Below are 14,222 nucleotides of genomic sequence, written 5' to 3'. Positions count from 1 at the left end.
TGCTTTGCGAAAATCAGAAGCGCTCGGGGCGAATGAGGGCGTAGACGAGGTAAACGGTGATAAATAAGGTCACCGCGCCGCTGAGGACATAATCGAGGGTCATGGTTGCTCTCCGCCTATAGGCTGTCGCAGGCTTTGGTATAAACAAAGCAAAGAACGAAAAACAAAACGCTGGCCCCGATAAGAATAATATCCATCATCGATGTTGACTCCTGGGTTGTTCTTTTCTGGAGTCAGACAAGACAAAGGGCGCCGTCAAAGAAAGCGCCTTTTATTCTCTCTGGCATGGAGATGATCTTGCCGATCTCTCGAGCATTAATATGCGACCGAACCGCATAAACGTTCGAGACGGAGGGACGGCGGCCAATATAAAAATCTTATAAATGCCCGTCGGTGAGACCAGCCTAGCTAGTCGGCCGACATCTTTGCGAAGTCTCCGCGGACGATCCCGTGGCGCTGGAGCTTGTCGTAGAATGTCTTGCGTGGAATGCCGAGAATTTCGATCGTTCGACGAACGTCCCCACCATTGGACTCCAAAGTCCTGCGGATGATCTCGGCTTCATACCGTTCTATGCGCAGAGGCAGTGGCAGCGTATCCTCGACGCTCTGGTTCTCGCCAGGGCCTGTATCTGTCGTGGGCTCGATGCCCAATATGAAGCGTTCCGCGAAATGCGACAGTTCCCGCACGTTGCCCGGCCACGTATGGTTCTGCATATAGAGGTGCAGATCGTGAGAGATCGCGGGGATCGGCCGCTTGAACTTCAATGCGGCGCGTTCGGCGAAATAGCTGAAGAGCAGGGGAATGTCGTCGCGCCGGTCGCGTAGCGGCGGAATTGTGATCGTCACGACATTGAGGCGATAATAGAGATCTTCGCGAAAATCGCCCCGCTGGCGCGGATCGCCGAGGTCTATCTTGGCTGCGGCAACGATCCGCAGATCGACCGGCCGAACCTCGTTGGTGCCGAGCGGCGTGACTTCGCGCATTTCCAGCACCCGTAGCATCTGCACCTGAGTCGACGCCGGCATGCTCTCGATTTCGTCCAGGAAGAGTGTGCCGCCGCTCGAATGCTCGATGCGACCGATACGTTTCTTCTGCGCGCCGGTAAAGGCGCCGGCCTCATGGCCGAAGAGTTCGCTTTCGATCACCGTTTCCGGCAGGGCGCCACAGTTCAGCGCCACGAAATTGCCCTTGGCGCGACGGCTCCAGCGATGCAGCAGGCTCGCAACCACTTCCTTGCCACTGCCGGTCTCGCCGGTCACAAGCACATCGACATCCGTATCGGCGATTTGCTGCAAAGTGCGCCGCAGGCGCTCCATGGCCGGCGTTTGCCCGATCAGCGGCAGTCCACCCTGCGCCTGATCTGCAGCCTCGCGCAGCGATCGGTTGTCGAGAATCAGCCGTCGCTTTTCCGCCGCCCGCCGAACGCTCTGGACCAGACGATCTGCCGCGAATGGCTTGGCGATGAAATCATAGGCCCCATCCTGGATGGCCTTTACCGCCATCGGAATATCGCCGTGCCCCGTGACGAGGATGACCGGCAGGTCCTCGTCGAGTTGGCGCACACGATCGAAAAGCTGCAATCCGTCGATCTGCGGCATGCGGATATCGGAGACGATAACGCCGGCAAAGTCTGCCCGCAGCGCTCGCAGCGCCTCGACCGCGGAATGGAATGGGGACACCGAAAACCCGGCAAGCTCTAGCGTCTGCGTCGTCGCCCTGAGAAGATCCTTGTCGTCATCAATCAGAAAAACGGGAATTGCGTCGCTCATTGAGGTGCCTTCAGGAGATGGATCGTAAAGCGGGTTCCGCTGTTGTCGCTTTCGACATCGATACGGCCGCCGTAATCGGTCACGATGTCCTTCGAGATGACCAGACCGAGGCCCAGCCCCTTTTCCTTCGAGGTATTGAACGGCGTGAAGAGAGAATCGAGGATTTCGTGCGGAATGCCCGGTCCGTTGTCGGCGATCGTGACCGCTACCTCGCTCTTACTCTCCCGGCAAAAGACCCCGACGCGCGCATTCTCGTGACCTTCAAGCGCTTCCAGCGCATTCTGGAAAAGATTGATCAGCACCTGCTCCAGCCGGACGCGGTTTCCTATGACTTCGAGTTCAGGCGGCGGCAGTTCGATTTTCAAGGCATCGAGCCTTCCGGCAAAGCGGCTTCGCAATAGCACGACAGCGCCTTCGAGGACCCCGCGAAAGGCGACCGGCTCGGCGGCGGTCCGGCCCTTGCGCGCAAAAGCTTTCAATTCCTCGGTTATTGTTCCGATCCGCTCTGTGAGCGAGGCGATTGCGCCAAGATTCTCGTCGGCGGAGGTCGGTTGCTGTCGTTGCAGAAAGATCCGGGCATTGTCCGCATAGGCGCGGATGGTCGCGACCGGCTGGTTGATCTCGTGGGCGACGCCGGCCGCGACCTGACCGAGGATCGCCAGCCGATTTGCCTGAACAAGTTCCTGCTGAACGACCTGCAGCCTTGCTTCGGTCGCCTGGTGATCCGCGATCTCGGCCTGGAGGTGGTCGCGGGCGCGGCTTAAATCCTCGGTTCGCTCGAGGACACGGCGTTCAAGCTCCGCGCGTGCTGCGCGATCGGTTGCTATTCTCATGACGGCAGACCGCCGACGCCAGAGTAGGAAGCCAACGATTGCCAGTAGCGGCACCAGGACTGCCAGCGTGAGGAACCGCGCTTCACGAACGGCTGAGGCGGTGACCGCTTCGGTCGGGACGAGATATTCGAGTTGCCAGGAGGTTGAGGGAACGGGCGCGCGAAGACGCAGAAACTCCCCCTCCTTTCCGCCGGGCATGATAACGTGGACCACCGATGCATCGGGGCTTCCGGCCTGTTGTTTGATCGGCAAGGGCAGGAGCGGAGCGTCGCCGAATTGCAGGCTTTTTCGGATGGTGGCGAGGCTTCCGGCCGGAATTGGCGCTGCGGCCATGAAACGCCAGGAGGGAATGCTGGTGATCAGCACGACACCGTGCTCGTCGGTGACATAGACCGGGCGTGCCGCATCCCGCCAATCGGATTCCAGCTGCTCGAATTCCATCTTGACGACGACGACGCCAAGCGGCTTTGCCGCATCGCCGACCCGTCGCGAAATATAAAGGCCGGGGCGATTGCTGACATTGCCGAGCGCGAAATGCTCGGCCGTTCCCGTCTCCATCGCGTGCCTGAAATAATCACGGAAGGAATAGTCGTTTCCGACGAAGCTCAGAGGCTCCTGCCAGTTGCTGGAAGCAATCGCAATGCCATTCGTGCCGGTGACATAGAGGACGGAGGCGCGGGTATCGGCCACGAGACCTTCAAGCTTGCGGTCGAGCGCGACGACGGCGTCGTTTCCCGGCGCGAGCAGCGTATCGCGAACCTGCTGGTCATCCGCCAGAAGAAGGGGCAGCGCGCGAGGGCCCTCCAGAACGGCGCGCAGCAAGGCGACCTTGAGGTTCGCGTCCGTGCGCCCCTGGTTTTCGAGCGCTTCCATCGCCAGCAGCCGACCGTAGACACCCGCGCCGTAAAGAGCGATCCCGATGGCAACCGCCGACAGTGCGGCAAAAACGAGCCAGATAAGCCGGGTTCGTCTGCCGAGTTGTTCAGGTGTCCAGAGTTGTCCTGTTCGATCTAGCATTCGCGCATTGTGCATAAACTCGCACATTTAGTAAATCGCTCTGTGCGGAAAACCGCACGTTTGCCGCCGCGATGACTGGTGTCCGGACATTATATCGTTTATTTTCAAAGCACTACTGCTCTTCCGAGGAGTTGGCACGCCCATTGCAAATCAAGCAGGAGCAGTCGGGGGGCTGCCGATATCGTAACTGTCCGCGGCAGCAAGAGCGCCCGGGCGCAGTGGAGGAAATCATGGATATTGCAATCAACGCCGCCGGCGAGCGCGGCAAAACTCCCCTTTACCGGCATCTTTACGTGCAGGTGCTCGTCGCCATCGCCGCCGGCATCCTGCTCGGCCATTTCTATCCTTCGATCGGCGCCTCGATGCAGCCGCTCGGCGATGCCTTCATCAAGCTCGTCCGCATGGTGATCGCGCCGGTCATCTTCCTGACGGTATCGACTGGCATTGCCGGCATGGCGGACCTGAAGAAGTTCGGTCGCGTCGTCGGCAAGTCGCTCATTTATTTTCTTGTCTTCTCGACGCTGGCGCTCGTGGTCGGCCTTCTCGTTTCGAACATATTGCAGCCGGGCGCCGGCATGCATATCAATCCGGCGACGCTCGATACCAAGGCGGTAAACAACTACGCTGCCCAGGCCCATGACGCCACGGTCGTCGGCTTCCTGATGAATATCATTCCCGACACCATCGTCGGAGCCTTTGCCAAGGGCGATATTCTGCAGGTGCTGTTCTTCTCCGTCGTATTCGGCATCGCGCTCGGTGCTGTCGGTGAACGCGGCAAGCCGGTGCTGGATTTCCTGCAGGTGCTGACCGCGCCGATTTTCCGACTGGTTTCGATCCTGATGAAGTTCGCGCCCATCGGCGCCTTCGGTGCCATGGCCTTCACCATCGGGAAATACGGTATCGCCACGATCGCCAATCTCGCTTTCCTGATTGGCACTTTCTACCTCACCTCGCTGCTGTTCGTTCTCGTCGTGCTAGGGGCGGTCGCCCGCTATAACGGCTTCTCGATCCTGGCGCTGATCCGCTACATCAAGGAAGAGCTGCTGCTCGTGCTCGGTACGTCTTCTTCCGAGGCTGCCCTGCCGGGCCTGATGAACAAGATGGAACGCGCCGGCTGCAAGCGTTCCGTTGTCGGTCTCGTCATCCCGACCGGCTATTCCTTCAACCTTGACGGCACGAACATCTATATGACGCTGGCGGCCCTCTTCATCGCCCAGGCGACGGATACGCCGTTGACCCTTGGCGATCAGGTGTTGCTGCTGCTCGTTGCGATGCTGAGTTCCAAGGGTGCGGCCGGCATAACCGGCGCGGGCTTCATTACGCTTGCCGCCACGCTGTCGGTCATTCCGTCTGTTCCGATTGCAGGGATGGCGCTCATCCTCGGTATCGATCGCTTCATGTCGGAATGCCGTGCCTTGACCAACCTTGTCGGCAATGCCGTCGCCACAGTCGTTGTCGCCCGTTGGGAGAACGAGCTGGATCAGACAAAGTTTGCAGCCGCGATGGCCGGCCAATTGTCCGGCGATCCGGAGGCAATACAGCCGGCTCTGCAAGCTGCGGAGTAATCGCAGGCATTGACTGCCTTGGGCTGCCCCGCGACGAATAACGCGGGGCAGCTATGCAGCGCTCATCAATCCGAAACTTCCTACTGCTAACATTTGCGCCAACGTTGTCGACATTGTCGTTTGTTTGCGGTCATTGGCTGAAGGTTTGGACGAATGCGCACTTTAAACAATCGTTTTGCAAAAGCTGTTCTTGTGAGTTTTTTATGCGCTGTAGCGCCACTTGGCGCGAATGCCGCGACGGAGTGGCTGGGCTCGGCAAGCCAATGGTCGGTCGGATATGTGACCGAGGGCTCGCAGAATTATTGTTCTCTCGTCTGGGACAGCGAGACCGGAAAGACAGCCGAGTTTCGCGAGGGTATGAAAAACGACGATAGCTGGGTCGTTTCAAACGCCGCTTGGAATCTCCCCGAAAATCTGTCGACGCAAGTGGTCATCAAAGGCCGCAAGAGCTCGATGACCATGCCCGCGGTTGGGGTCAGCAAAACAAGCCTGCGTCTGATGAACCCGAACGGAGAAAACCCCAAAGGAAGCCTTAAGGCGATTATTCGATCGGCTGTGGCTGGAACGGTGGATCTCGATCTTGACTTTGCGGGTACCGAACCGGACTGGGTGCTGCCGACGTCGCGTATCTATCCGCTTCATGCGACATTTACGTCCTGCCTTAGCCGTCTCACCGACCCGAGCGTCGACAAAACCGAGACTGGCGCAACGAAGCCGTTTTAAGGGACGTTTCCGCCTTCCCTCACAGATGGCCTGTGGACAAGGCGGACGCCAACCTTTCGGAAACACTTAGGCGCAATAATCCGGCTCAAAACGAGTCGGGAGTCAGTCACCATGGCGGCGAAGCGCGGAAATCGACGGAAATCGTCTGGCAGAGGCAAGAGCAGCGCAAGCGGTAGCCTGATGCCCTGGTATGCCGGAGCCGCTCTCGCGATTGGCGGTATCGTCGCCTATGATCACTGGCCGGCGCTGAAGCCGAAGCTTATCGCCACGGAGCGCGTCGCGACCGCATCAATTGCTCCGCGTGCCCCTGCGGAAAAGCCGGCACTCGCGCCGGTTCACGTTGCCGCCATGCGAGCGCCGTCCTTGCCGGTGCCGCCGGCGCCTATCCCGTCAGCCTCCATCCCTGTCGTGCCGGTTTCTGTCCCCAGGCCCTCGCCGACACCGGCCCCTGCGACGGCATCCGAAAGCTTCGGCTTTTGCGGCGATGGCCCGCATTTCAACTGCGTGGTCGATGGCGACACGTTCTGGGTGCGCGGCGTAAAGATCCGCATTGCCGATATCGACACGCCCGAGATAAACCCGCCGGCATGTCCAGAGGCTAAGAACAGGGGAACGGCTGCAAAGCTAAGATTGCTCGCGTTGCTGAATGACGGAGCCTTCACTCTGCAGGCAGGCTCTTCCGAAGTCGACAAGGACGGGCTCAAATTCAGAACGATCTACCGGCAAGGCCGCTCGATCGGCATGCAGATGGTCAGCGAAGGTTTGGCGCAGCCGTCAGGTTCGCATAAGCCTTGGTGTACCTAATTCATCTCGACCGCACTCAAGGCATTCAGATGGCGTTAGCCGCCTGATATCTAAAACGATCCCTCGACATTCACCTCGATCAGGTCCCGCGGTTTGATGGGTGTGTCGGGCGTGGCTTCGAACCGTTCGGTCTCGCCCTTGTCGTTCTGTCGCGCGATCATGATTTTCGGCGGGCTGTTGGCGTCATTGTCCAGCGCGCTCGATTGTTGCTGGCTCTCCTGATTGGTCTGGTTGAGCAGAGCCTGGGAGACGCGCATCTGCAAATCAGACTTCGCGATCTCGCGGAGGGTCGTGCTGAGTTCGTCCTGAATCTGTGAGTTCATGGAATTGACGACAGTGGCCGCGTCCCGCTTGTTTTCCGCGAGGGATTGGCGGGACTGGACCAGCTGAAATTCCAGATCGAGCAGCTTGCTTTCCGCATCGGAGTGAGCCTGGTCGAGTTCGAATTGGCGCGAACTCACCGTCAGACCCTTGTCCACCAGCGTAGCCACAGTCGCCAGTTGCTTCTCGAACAGCGACACCTGGTGCTCCTGGGACTGAATCTTGCTTTGCAGGGTATCGATGCTGTTGGAATAGAGCTTGCCGAGATCCTCGGCAGAGGCAATTTTGCTGTCGAGCTCGACCCGGCGAAACTTCATGAGGTTGAGTTCTTCCGCATGAAGGTTTTCGGCGCCATCGGTCTTCGTCAGAGCCGTCGGGGTATCGAAATTATCCTTTCCGGCCATCTCTGCGCGCAGCCGGGCTTCCCGCATCAGCAGGGTATTGTAGTCCAGTTCGGCATCGCCCAGCGTGCCGGTTGCCTGGATGCGGTCGCGATTGATTTGTGCGCTACGGCCTTCGCCGTCCTTTTCAAAGCCACCCGCCAGGCTGATCGCCTTCATGACGGTCAGATCGGGATTGTAGGGATACTGGCCTGGCGAATGGACTGCGCCAAGCAGGTAGATGGGACCATATTGTGAGATTTCGACTGAAATGAACGGCTTGTTTGCCAGACCGGCGCGCTGCTGGAGGGCATAGGCGATTTTCGCCGCGAGACTTTCCGTCGTCAGGCCGGTCGCCGGCACTTCGCCGACGAGCGGAATTGAGACCGACCCGGACTGGTTGACGACGTACTCGCCGTCCAGAGCCTCCCAGCTCTTGTAATCCCCCTCACCGGAGCGCCATTCAACGACCCGCAGCTTGATCTTGTCCTGCGTCACCAGCTGGTAGCTGTCAGCCAGGGCTTGTCCCGCGCCTGCCGTTAGACCGGCGAAGACGATGAGGCCAAGCATCGCGTTCCAGAGGGACCGTTTGCTGAGGGCGGAAGGCGTCGGCGTCCTCGCCATATCGGGCGTTGCGAACTTGGTAGCGGAGAAATGCGTACTCATCGTCTCACCTATGGTCGTGGCGTTACAATTCGGCCCGGCGCGGAGCTCGGGTCGATAAAGGACAGGAGGATATTTGCCATTGCGGCAAAGCGCGGAGGCAATGCCGCGATCAGCCGATGTGCCACCGCAATGTCCTGCGGGTCGACGGCGCCGAAGAAACGCAGGCACAGTGCGTACACGAAGGCAGCGCCCAGGATGGCCAAGACCAGGCCATGAAATCCCGGAACAAGCGTGACGACCACGAAGGCTGCCAGCGAGGCGACCAAGGCCGCCAGAAGGATGCGCAGAAGTGCCGCAAAGGGATAGGAGAAACGCAGTCGGGTGGTGATGAACCAGAGCCCTATGCCGATCATCGCGAGCTGTGTTGCCGTTCGAGATATGGCAGCACCGAGCAACCCATAATGCGGGATGAGAAGAAAGCCTCCGGCGATCGACAGCGCAGCGCCGATGAGCGAGGTAACGAATATGACGTCGCTGCGGGCAAGCGCATTCACCAGATGTGTGCCGATGACTGTTGTTATCGAGAAGGCTGCTGCCGTCGCGATGATCGTGGCGGCGGGAATTGCCGGTGCAAAAGATGGTCCATAGAGGAGCTGGACGAGGGTTGGAACAATGGCCGCCATTCCGAAGCAGGCAGGGAAAGCTGCTATGGCCAGGAAACGCGTACCGCTGGCGAAAGCCATCTGAAGACCTTGCCTGTCCTTCTGCCCATGCTTCTCCGCGAGCATCGGAAGAAAAGCGCCCGTCAGGAGGAGCGGGCCCTGCGACGCTATCGCCGACAGTGCCAATGCGACGCTGAACAAGCCGACCTCGCGATAGCCCCAGAAGCTCTGAAGGAAGAGGATCTCGATCCTCGACCAGACGAAGGTATTGCAGAGATTGGCTGCCCAGGAATAACGCCCGTATGTGCGGGTTTCGCTGATGAGCTCGGCCGTCACCGTGCCGTTTCGCGTCATCAGCTTAGCGCCAGCGACCGTGAGCAAGATCTGCCCAGCGATATAGCCCGCAATCGCGCCTGGAACATGGAACAAGAAAGCGCCGAGATAGACGCAGACGATTTGAGCGACCATCGAGACGAACGACACAGCCGCGAGCGTTACAAAATCCTGCGAGCCTCGATAATGCGCCATTCCGAATGTCGCAAAGGACTGTGTGAAGGTCAGCAGCGCGACAAAGAAAACGAGATTGGTCGCGGCATCGCCATCCGTTTCGCCAAAGAGCCGACGAAGGGAATCTGTCGCCGTCCCTGGATCTGCAAAGTAGAACACAGCGAATGCCGCGATACCCATGGCATTGTAGAGCAGGAGACGACGGGCGAGCCTGCCGGAAAGCGAATAGGCGGCGGCCTTATCTCCCTGACCATGCAGATCTGCCGTAAAGCGGCCGACGCACAGCGACGTCCCGCCATCGACAACCTGTGACGCTATGAGCGCCAGCCAAACGGCGAATGCGACGAGACCGGTTCCTTCGACACCGAGCAGGTTGGCGGCAATGATTCCGCTAATGAAAGTAGCAAAAACAGTTGCAAAGCCAGATATGGCCGAGTACATCGATCTTTTTGCAAATATAGCCAGCATATTCGTCCTCAATACTTTCTTTTTTTCTTAGATTTCTCGAATAATATGATGGATATATCATGTGATCTGTTATACGATGCGGATGAATGCATGGACGCAGTGAGCGGGGATTGAAAATGAGGTCGGTTCTTGTAAAGAGTGCGATCGCAGCCTTGGTTATATACATTGGCGTCAATTTGATCGTAACCGGACCGGACAGTCCGGCGACTGCGCAATCGGCGCCCATCGATCCGACTTCCCTGACCCCGACTTTTGACGAAAACTTCGATAAGCTTGATGTATCCGCATGGGGACCGGGAACGCGATGGATTGCGCACACCCCCTGGAACGGTGACTTCGGCGATGCGCGCTTTACCGACCCTGGCCCGGATTTCCCCTTCACCACCCGCGACGGGATGCTCCGGATCGAAGCACGAAAGGGCGACGACGGAAAGTGGCGCTCCGGGCTGCTGTCCTCGACCGATCAGAAGGGAAATGGGTTCAAGCAGAAATACGGTTATTTCGAAATGCGTGCCCGCTTTCCTGCGGGCGACGGCATGTGGCCCGCCTTCTGGCTGGTCAGCAATACAGAAAAGAAGGGGATCGAACTTGATGTCGTCGAGTACTACGGCCAGTTTCCGGGACAGTACGTGGCGTCGTTGCACATTTGGGATCACAAGACCCCCTCGCTCAGCCAGAGCTTTCATCAACGCGTCGCGGTGCCGAGCGGAAGCCTGACCACCGACTTTCATACTTACGGCGTTGCCGTCCAGCCGGATAGAATTCGGTTCTACCTCGATCGCAAGCAAATTTGGGCAATCGCGACGCCGCGTGAACTCGATGTTCCCTTCACTGTCCTCGTCGATCTCGGATTGGGCGGCGGATGGCCAATCGACAAGGCGCCGAGCCCATCGGTCATGGAAGTCGACTACGTTCGCTCCTGGGCCTTCCCCGGCACTTAAGGAGCAACCGGCAACTGGCGCACTGAAACCGGGTGCGGGATGGCTGTATTGAAGTCTCATGCCGCGACCCGCTCTGTAATGTCGACAAATTGCTCCATCTGGCGATCGACCATGATCTCCGGTCGATCGGCATAGGCGAAAGCGGCTTCACGTTTTTCCTGATAGACGGTTGGGTCGTTCCATAGGAGGCGTAGATGCTCCGCCCAGATGATCGGCGATGCGTCGGCGTTGACGAGAATGCCGCCGGGGCCGACGGATTCGGATAGACCTCCGAGGTCGCTGGACAGCACTGGAATGCCGCTGAAATGGGCTTCGCTGACGACCCTTCCCCATGTCTCCTGCCACTGGGTAGGAACGAAGAGAATTCTAGTCTGTTTGTAGATGCTTGCCATGTCCGTTGTGCGATCAACCAGCCGGACATTCGCAAGCATTGCCAGACGCCGCTGAAGCTCTGCCTCCTCCTTCTTGGAGAGCGGCCAGGCGCGAACAAAGAGGAAGGGGATATCAGGGCAGAGCGTTGCAACGGCGAGCGCAATGTCCAGCCCCTTTGCCTGGATAGGATTGATGAAGGTGACGTGCCGCCCCTCGCCATAGGTCCGGTAGACATCCGGCCGAAATATGGGGGGAATGACCGCGGTATCGATGCCGTAACGTGCCTTGAACCTGGCCGCGGTGAAAAGTGAATTGCCGATATAGGCTGAGAATGGCAGATCCTCTGCCTTATCAGGCCAATTACCCGACTCTCCGTCGAATTCCAGTCCGTGCAGATAGGCGATACTGGCTATGCCTTTCTCTCGAAAGGCGCGGCCCATCTGCACCATGTTTCCGTTCTGGATCACCACGACTTGCGGCAAGACGAGACCGCGCAAATCCTTCCATGGTCTCAGACAACGATAGACCTCATAGCCCAGCGACCGATCGACGACCACATTCTTGAATTGCGCACAACTCGCGGCAAAACGCATCGCGCCGAAAGAATCCCGGAGCGAGAGTTTCGAGAGTACGCCCGTGCTGCATCCGCGCTCGTTAAGTTCGAGCGCGAGGTGATGCGTGTTGATCTCGAGGCCGCCGATAAGTTGCGGCAAGTGCGGGGTTCCGCTGGCAAGAAGGATGCGCATGGGGGCCATCCTCCTATTGCTTGTCCGTCTCCCCGGTCCGCCGGGGTGTCATGAACAGCCATTCCTGAACACCTGTGCGCCGCTCGTTCATGAGTTCGACTGCCGTGCCCGACATCCATCTTGCCAGGAAAGGCAGTTCCCTGGCGGGGAAGTCAGCCATCGTGCGTGGGCGCGCGTAGACAGACTTTATGTCGTGGGTCGCACTGAAACGCTGGACCAGGCGCTCGGTGCATCCCCGAACGAGGCCGTCATGGGTTTCGACGAGGATATCGGCCCTGTTGAGTTCTGGAATGGCGGAATTGTCGAGCAATTCCTTTTCGCCGCCTTCGATATCACAAAGGATGAAGGGGCGGGGCCCAGCTCTATCCAACGCATCGCGCAGGTCCGGCGCCGTGCAGAACCCCCTGAGAGTAATTCTATCGGCGACGCCGTTTGCACGGGCGGTTTGCCAGAATGGCTCATGATGTTCCGGGAGGCCTTCGAAGCCGATGACAGGCGTAGAGGGCATGCGCCGTGCCAGACCGATCGCATAGTAGCCGTCGGCAACGCCGATGTTGATGACGGTGCTGTAGGGCCGGCTGACGATGTCCTCGATGATGGGAAACAGCTCCAGTTCCTGTGTCCCGAGCAGATATCCTAGGAGCTGCCGCTTCGAAAGCGGGCTGAGGTGGAGTTTCATGCCGCGAAACGGTCCTGAAAGCACCTCGTTGCCTGCAGTCCGCCTGACGATTGCGCAGGCCGCTTGCCAGCGGGGCGTCACCACCCAGCGGGTGGGCGCCCGGACTTCTTCCGGAAGCCGTCGGTAGGATTGATAGATCCGCATGGCAAAGGGATTTGCCTCGATCGCATTCCATGTCGCATGACGCATCTGATTTCCTCCGTTAAAGCCGCGGTGGATGAAATTTTCCGTGCAAGCGTATTCTTCGAATAGACGATGTGGTCATTGCTGCTGCAAAGCGCGCGCCGGCGTCATGCGTTGCAGCACGAGGTCCATCACGGCCATTGCGTTGCCGCGCAGACGTCCTCTGCGATCTATCGCTTTCTCCTGTCTCAACGTGCCGTAGATGTTGGCCGCGAGATTCCTTGCCATTTGCAGGAGGCCCATTTTCCAGGAGCATGTTCCCTTTGCGATCAGGTAGCAGGGATTGGCAATCTGCGAATATCCCAGGCGAGCGCCGGGTTGCCGGCCGGATTTTACGCCGAGGTGCACCCCGCGTGCGCGCTCGACGCGAACGATCCAGCCAAAGGGCGCCATGCTGCGGCTGAAATCGACATCTTCTAGCCAGGCATAGAGAGGCAGTTCCTCATCGAAACGCAGCCGCTGCGTCCGGACGACCGCCATGCGGACGGCCATGTTGCAGCCGTAGCCGTTATAGACAACCGACAGGGGAACGGGTCGCGGAGCGCCGGCCGCCGCAAGTCGTTCCTCGGCTTCGTCAGCTGATAAGCCGGCTCCCGTGACGCCGTCCGCCACGACGCGTCCCGTTGTCATCACGACCTCGGAATGCTCGCGGAAAATAGCTTCCATTTCCGCGAGATAGTCTGGCGCCATGATGAAGTCATCATCGAGGAAAAGGAGGACGTCGATAGCGCTGGCGGCGTCCATCAGGCGATTGCGCTGATGGGGCAGCCCCTTCGGCGCAAGAAGGCAGCTGATTTTCGGATATGCCGATCGTAGCCCGGCTATATCGGCTTCGCTCGGCGCGCATACGAAGATAGCGTCCGGTGCGCGCGTCTGTTGTCCGATGAAAGCTATGGTTTGCAGCAGGACGTCAGCGCGACCTGCCGTCGCTATTGCGATCCCGATCCGCATCTGTTTTGCAGCCGATCGCAGAACCTGGTCAGATATGAACTCAGCACCCATACTCGTTGTTACTCCGTCGGTTCATGCAGGTTTTCGTGCGAAGGCCCACACCATCACAGGAAAGTCCGGCTCGTTTTTCATGGATCCCAGGAAGCCGCCCTTCGGCCAGCGCTTGAAATTTGCTTGAACGCAGCTGCGGTTGCCCCAGGATTTCGTCGTGATCGCATCCTCGGGAAATCCGGCTTCCTGCAGGAGGCAGGAGAGACCGGTTTCGGTCCAGCGGTTGCAGTCGATCGGCGATGCGTGCACCCGAAGCAGGAAGGGTGTCGCGATGATAAAATATCCGCCTGGCCGCAGCATCTCGTAGACATTGCGCGCAGCCCGCATCGGCCATTTCAGATGCTCGAAGACCTGGTCGGCGATGATGAGGTCGAAACGGTCTGGAAGAGTTTCGCTGCAGATGTCGAAGCCGGGATATTCGGTTGCCAGATAGGATTTGAATGTGAACTGGCGCTGCCATTGGACGCCGCCCGATACTTCCATGACATCGAGATTTTCGGGACCAAGTTTGCGAATGAAGGCAAAGGCGTCGCGATAGAGCATGACGCGAACCCAATCATCGGTCTCATAACCGATGGAATGCAATGTCTTGCGAAGGCGATCCTTGAGTTGGGGATGTCTGCGAATGAGCTCGATATTCATA

Annotated in this window: 13 protein-coding genes; 4 read left to right on the top strand and 9 right to left on the bottom strand. The window is 58.8% G+C overall.

Annotation, left to right across the window (positions count from 1 at the left end):
- Window positions 1–13: 13 nt before the first annotated feature.
- From kdpF to EV561_RS16600, 3 genes are all read right to left on the bottom strand, one after another.
- Window positions 14–103, bottom strand: coding sequence for a K(+)-transporting ATPase subunit F (gene kdpF / locus EV561_RS16615; RefSeq protein ID WP_132523413.1), 90 nt, complete (start codon window positions 101–103; stop codon window positions 14–16).
- A gap of 305 nt (window positions 104–408) precedes the next feature.
- On the bottom strand, window positions 409–1,770 hold the full coding sequence (locus EV561_RS16605) for a sigma-54 dependent transcriptional regulator (RefSeq protein WP_132523412.1): 1,362 nt from the start codon (window positions 1,768–1,770) through the stop codon (window positions 409–411).
- A complete protein-coding gene (locus tag EV561_RS16600; RefSeq protein ID WP_132523673.1) occupies window positions 1,767–3,635 on the bottom strand; it encodes a sensor histidine kinase in 1,869 nt (622 codons plus the stop codon). Before EV561_RS16600 ends, EV561_RS16605 begins: the two co-directional genes overlap by 4 nt.
- A gap of 215 nt (window positions 3,636–3,850) precedes the next feature.
- Here EV561_RS16600 and EV561_RS16595 point away from each other — a divergent pair, with 215 nt between their 5' ends.
- The 3 genes from EV561_RS16595 (at window position 3,851) to EV561_RS16585 (ending at window position 6,712) form a co-directional block, all read left to right on the top strand.
- Complete coding sequence (locus EV561_RS16595) at window positions 3,851–5,185, top strand: dicarboxylate/amino acid:cation symporter (RefSeq protein WP_132523411.1); 1,335 nt, start codon at window positions 3,851–3,853, stop codon at window positions 5,183–5,185.
- 153 nt (window positions 5,186–5,338) lie between these two features.
- Window positions 5,339–5,908, top strand: a complete 570-nt coding sequence (locus tag EV561_RS16590; protein ID WP_132523410.1) for a hypothetical protein — start codon at window positions 5,339–5,341, stop codon at window positions 5,906–5,908.
- A 111-nt stretch (window positions 5,909–6,019) separates the two neighbouring features.
- Complete coding sequence (locus EV561_RS16585) at window positions 6,020–6,712, top strand: thermonuclease family protein (RefSeq protein WP_132523409.1); 693 nt, start codon at window positions 6,020–6,022, stop codon at window positions 6,710–6,712.
- 50 nt (window positions 6,713–6,762) lie between these two features.
- Here EV561_RS16585 and EV561_RS16580 read toward each other — a convergent pair whose 3' ends face one another.
- Both EV561_RS16580 and EV561_RS16575 read right to left on the bottom strand, forming a co-directional pair.
- Entirely contained in the window at window positions 6,763–8,079 is a 1,317-nt protein-coding gene (locus EV561_RS16580; protein ID WP_132523408.1) for a polysaccharide biosynthesis/export family protein, read from the bottom strand.
- A gap of 8 nt (window positions 8,080–8,087) precedes the next feature.
- A complete protein-coding gene (locus EV561_RS16575; protein ID WP_165927826.1) occupies window positions 8,088–9,629 on the bottom strand; it encodes a polysaccharide biosynthesis C-terminal domain-containing protein in 1,542 nt (513 codons plus the stop codon).
- Window positions 9,630–9,808: 179 nt separating this feature from the next.
- Here EV561_RS16575 and EV561_RS16570 point away from each other — a divergent pair, with 179 nt between their 5' ends.
- Entirely contained in the window at window positions 9,809–10,597 is a 789-nt protein-coding gene (locus EV561_RS16570) for a glycoside hydrolase family 16 protein (protein WP_245512694.1), read from the top strand.
- A 56-nt stretch (window positions 10,598–10,653) separates the two neighbouring features.
- On the opposite strand, the gene EV561_RS16565 is transcribed toward EV561_RS16570, so the two are convergent.
- The 4 genes from EV561_RS16565 to EV561_RS16550 form a co-directional block, all read right to left on the bottom strand.
- Window positions 10,654–11,715 carry a glycosyltransferase gene (locus tag EV561_RS16565; RefSeq protein ID WP_165927825.1) on the bottom strand — a complete coding sequence of 354 codons (1,062 nt, stop codon included), beginning with the start codon at window positions 11,713–11,715 and terminating at the stop codon, window positions 10,654–10,656.
- A 13-nt stretch (window positions 11,716–11,728) separates the two neighbouring features.
- Window positions 11,729–12,583: a hypothetical protein gene (locus tag EV561_RS16560; protein WP_132523404.1), complete on the bottom strand. Its 855-nt coding sequence runs from the start codon at window positions 12,581–12,583 to the stop codon at window positions 11,729–11,731.
- A 72-nt stretch (window positions 12,584–12,655) separates the two neighbouring features.
- Complete coding sequence (locus EV561_RS16555; RefSeq protein WP_132523403.1) at window positions 12,656–13,579, bottom strand: glycosyltransferase; 924 nt, start codon at window positions 13,577–13,579, stop codon at window positions 12,656–12,658.
- A 21-nt stretch (window positions 13,580–13,600) separates the two neighbouring features.
- Entirely contained in the window at window positions 13,601–14,221 is a 621-nt protein-coding gene (locus EV561_RS16550; RefSeq protein ID WP_132523402.1) for a methyltransferase domain-containing protein, read from the bottom strand.
- Between the last annotated feature and the right edge of the window lies 1 nt (window position 14,222).

The organism is Rhizobium sp. BK376, from assembly GCF_004341625.1.
Lineage (GTDB): Bacteria > Pseudomonadota > Alphaproteobacteria > Rhizobiales > Rhizobiaceae > Rhizobium.
The sequence above is the reverse complement of the archived record's forward strand: the minus strand, read 5'-3'. Positions and strand labels throughout refer to the sequence as shown.

What these genes read in the sequence shown, in the direction of transcription:
- kdpF (WP_132523413.1), bottom strand. Translation starts at nt 103, where the DNA reads ATGACCCTCGATTATGTCCTCAGCGGCGCGGTGACCTTATTTATCACC.
- EV561_RS16605 (WP_132523412.1), bottom strand. Translation starts at nt 1,770, where the DNA reads ATGAGCGACGCAATTCCCGTTTTTCTGATTGATGACGACAAGGATCTT.
- EV561_RS16600 (WP_132523673.1), bottom strand. Translation starts at nt 3,635, where the DNA reads ATGCACAATGCGCGAATGCTAGATCGAACAGGACAACTCTGGACACCT.
- EV561_RS16595 (WP_132523411.1), top strand. Translation starts at nt 3,851, where the DNA reads ATGGATATTGCAATCAACGCCGCCGGCGAGCGCGGCAAAACTCCCCTT.
- EV561_RS16590 (WP_132523410.1), top strand. Translation starts at nt 5,339, where the DNA reads ATGCGCACTTTAAACAATCGTTTTGCAAAAGCTGTTCTTGTGAGTTTT.
- EV561_RS16585 (WP_132523409.1), top strand. Translation starts at nt 6,020, where the DNA reads ATGGCGGCGAAGCGCGGAAATCGACGGAAATCGTCTGGCAGAGGCAAG.
- EV561_RS16580 (WP_132523408.1), bottom strand. Translation starts at nt 8,079, where the DNA reads ATGAGTACGCATTTCTCCGCTACCAAGTTCGCAACGCCCGATATGGCG.
- EV561_RS16575 (WP_165927826.1), bottom strand. Translation starts at nt 9,629, where the DNA reads ATGTACTCGGCCATATCTGGCTTTGCAACTGTTTTTGCTACTTTCATT.
- EV561_RS16565 (WP_165927825.1), bottom strand. Translation starts at nt 11,715, where the DNA reads ATGCGCATCCTTCTTGCCAGCGGAACCCCGCACTTGCCGCAACTTATC.
- EV561_RS16560 (WP_132523404.1), bottom strand. Translation starts at nt 12,583, where the DNA reads ATGCGTCATGCGACATGGAATGCGATCGAGGCAAATCCCTTTGCCATG.
- EV561_RS16555 (WP_132523403.1), bottom strand. Translation starts at nt 13,579, where the DNA reads ATGGGTGCTGAGTTCATATCTGACCAGGTTCTGCGATCGGCTGCAAAA.
- EV561_RS16550 (WP_132523402.1), bottom strand. Translation starts at nt 14,221, where the DNA reads ATGAATATCGAGCTCATTCGCAGACATCCCCAACTCAAGGATCGCCTT.